At 67.6% G+C, this 3,114-nt stretch carries 3 protein-coding genes; all 3 read right to left on the reverse strand.

The features are described from left to right. A partial coding sequence (locus AC5JJ6_RS06195; protein WP_496041203.1) for a transglutaminase N-terminal domain-containing protein occupies positions 1–373 on the reverse strand: 373 nt, incomplete at its 3' end. Positions 374–398: 25 nt separating this feature from the next. After that, entirely contained in the window at positions 399–3,008 is a 2,610-nt protein-coding gene (locus tag AC5JJ6_RS06200) for a circularly permuted type 2 ATP-grasp protein (RefSeq protein ID WP_496041204.1), read from the reverse strand. Continuing rightward, positions 3,001–3,114: transglutaminase family protein (locus tag AC5JJ6_RS06205; RefSeq protein ID WP_496041205.1), on the reverse strand; the 114-nt coding region annotated here is incomplete at its 5' end. The genes AC5JJ6_RS06205 and AC5JJ6_RS06200, both read right to left, overlap by 8 nt.

The following is a 3,114-nucleotide window of genomic DNA, read 5'->3' on the forward strand; positions in this document are numbered from 1 at the left end:
ACACGGTCTCCCATGAAGGCGTTTCCGTCGGGTCGAGAGGAGCCGGCGGCTTCACTTCAAGCTCGATGCGTGACTCGATGACCAGGGTCCGGTGAGGTTCCTGAACCGCGAAGTAAGCTTCCGGATTGCCGAAATAATCCTGCCACTCGTTGCGGACCGACGGCTCCGGCGAGACCGACAGCACGGCACTGGTGCAGACCTGACGGGGGTTGTCGCGCGGGAGCAGATGGACGATGTGCTGGGAGACGGACACACCTTCTCCGTACTCGTAGCGCGTCGTGTGGCGGGTACGATAGCGCAACGGCCCGGCCGGTTCCGGCAATCGCTCCGGCACGCGTTCCGGTTCGTCCGGTACCGGAGCGGCTGGCGTCACGGCAACCGGTTCCGGTGCGGCGGGTTCAGGCGGAGCGGGAGAAGGCATGGCTGAAATAGGCATGGGCCAGCAGGTTCGAGATTTCAGGCAGCCGGTCGGCGAGCCTGTTGAGCGCGCTCCGGAGGGCGAACCGGTCGCGGATGATGTCGGGCTCGCGCAGCACTTCCCGAGCTTCGTCCACAAGGCGGATAGCCGCCGCCGTGGGACTGTGCTGGGACTTGGAGTCGATCATCGGGGGACGGGGCAGGGCGGCGAGATGCCGGGACAAGTGCGAGAGCTGATAGGCAAGCGCGCGGGGATTGGTCTCGTCGCATAGCAGCAGGTACAGCACGGGCGTCCGCTGGGCGGTGGTATAGAACCGCTCGCGGTATGTCATGAAGCTCTCGCCCAGTTCCAGCAGGACTTCGTGAACCGCCGGGTCGTCGCCCGCGCCGTCGGCGATGCGCGTTCCGCGCATCAGCGTCACGCAGTTGATCCCGCGCTCCAGCCGCCTGCCGATGTCCAGGAAACGCCATCCGGGACCGCGCATCATGCTTTCCTGCTCAAGTCCCGCCAGGGCTGCCAGCGTCGTTATCAGGTCGTCCAGCCGCAGCAGCATCGCGGTATCGACGCGGGAGCGGGCCGATGCCGGCTCGCACTGGCGGTCGAGCTGCGTGATCACCCGCCACATGTCGAGCGACAGCCGGTCGCGCACGCCGGCGCCGGTCCGGTGCAGGCGCTGCACGTTGGCGCGCAGGCTGTTGGGATGGCTGCCGTCGAACACCGCACCCTGAAGCGCCTGACGCAAACCGCGGCCCGTTCCGCTTTCCGCAAGGTCGACCAGATCGCGCGGCACCATGCCGGACCAGTCCATCAGGCGCATCAGCGGCACCAGCTGGTCGTTGGCTCCCGGCCTGGCGCCGTCGGACAGGCGGCTGTAGACGCCGCGCAGGATCCTCAGAACGCTTTCCGACCGTTCCGCATAGCGTCCCAGCCAGAACAGCTGGTCCGCGACGCGCGACGGCAGGTCGCCGCTGTGAGGCCTGATCTCGGCCTCGCGCGCCGCGATCGTCCTGGGCTCCATGCTACGGACTTCCGACGGCACTCCCTGGATGCGGGAAGTCGCCACCCTGTATTCCGATGGGCTGTGGCCAAGGACCCAGGTGTCCTTGCTGCCGCCGCCGTGCTGCATCGACACGATCAGCCGGCCCGCAGTGGCGGACATGCGGGTCAACCCGCCGGGCATAACCGTATAGCCGCCGCCCGGCTTCGCCGCGAGATATACCCGCATCACCAGCGGGCGCGGCTGGAGCGAGTCGTCGATCCAGGTCGGCACCGTGGACAGGCCGAGTTGCTCCTGCCCGATGAAGTCTCCCGGCCGCTCGTTGATCTTCGCCGTCAAGGCCGCGCGCTCGGCCCTGGTCAGCGATGCGCCGAAAACCGGTTCCGCTCCCAGATGGGCGAACGCGGGCTTGATGACGAGCCGGTCCAGGTGCTCGGTCACATAGGTCCGCTCTTCCTTCTGGCCGCACCACCACATGGCGACGCCGGGTATCTTCAACTCCTCGCCCAGCAGGTGACGGCACAGCATCGGCAGGAACGGCTTGAACGAGAGCGACTCGACAAGCCCGCTCCCAAGTGCATTGGCGACCGTGACGGTACCCGCACGTACCGCCTGGACCAGGCCGGCGACGCCGAGCGAGCTGTCGGCCCGAAGCTCCAGCGGATCGCAGTAATCGTCGTCCAGGCGTCGCAGGATGACGTGGACCGGATCGAGCCCGCTCAGCGTCTTCAGGAAGACGTGGCGGTCGCGCACCGTCAGGTCGCCGCCCTCGACCAGGGTGATGCCAAGATGCCGGGCGAGATAGGCGTGCTCGAAATAGGTCTCGTTGTAGGGGCCGGGCGTCAGCAGCACGATCCGGGGATCCGGCGTCTTCGCGGGGGCCAGACTGACGAGCATCTCGCGGAGCGAAGTGAAGAAGGGAGCGAGCGCCTGGACGTTGCCGTCCTTGAAGGCGTCGGCCAGGATCCGGCTGACGACGGACCGGTTCTCCAGCGCATACCCGGCGCCGCTCGGCGTCTGCGTTCGGTCGCCCAGCACCCACCAGCGTCCGTCGGGCGACCGGGCGAGGTCGGCGGCGTAGAGATGCAGGTAGACCCCGCCGGTCGGCACCGCGCCGTGCACGGCGCGCTGGAACCCCCTGTCGGAAAACAGCAGCGCGGGTGGCAGACGGCCGGACCGGACCAGGTCCTGCTTGCCGTAAAGATCGGCCAGAACGGCGTTCAGCAGGCTGGCCCGCTGGACCAGCCCGCATTCTATCTTCTCCCACTCGACCGCGGGAATCAGCAGGGGGATCATGTCGAGCGGCCACGGCCGCTCCATTCCCTGCGGATCGCCATAGATGTTGTAGGTGACGCCGTTCTGGTGAAGGAGGCGGCGCGCCGCCTCCCACCGTTCATGCATCAGCGACGGGTCCAGGGCGCCCAGGGCGCCCATGAACTTCTGCCAGTGCGGCCGCAGACGGCCACCTCCGGTGACCATCTCGTCGAAGACCGGGCCGGTGCCGTAATACAGCACGCGGCCGTCGCTGGTCGGGGGACCCTGGCCGGCGACGGCTGAACGCTCTTCAGGTTCTGGTGCTTCAGTTTCAGCCAAGGCGTAGGTCTAGGGTCAACGGAAACTCCAGGTTGCGCCGCTCGGGCGGCGTCTCCATATGTCCCGGAGTGTGACCGAATGGGAAGAAGCGGGCAAGTCGCCGTCC

Source organism: Skermanella sp. (genome assembly GCF_059503625.1).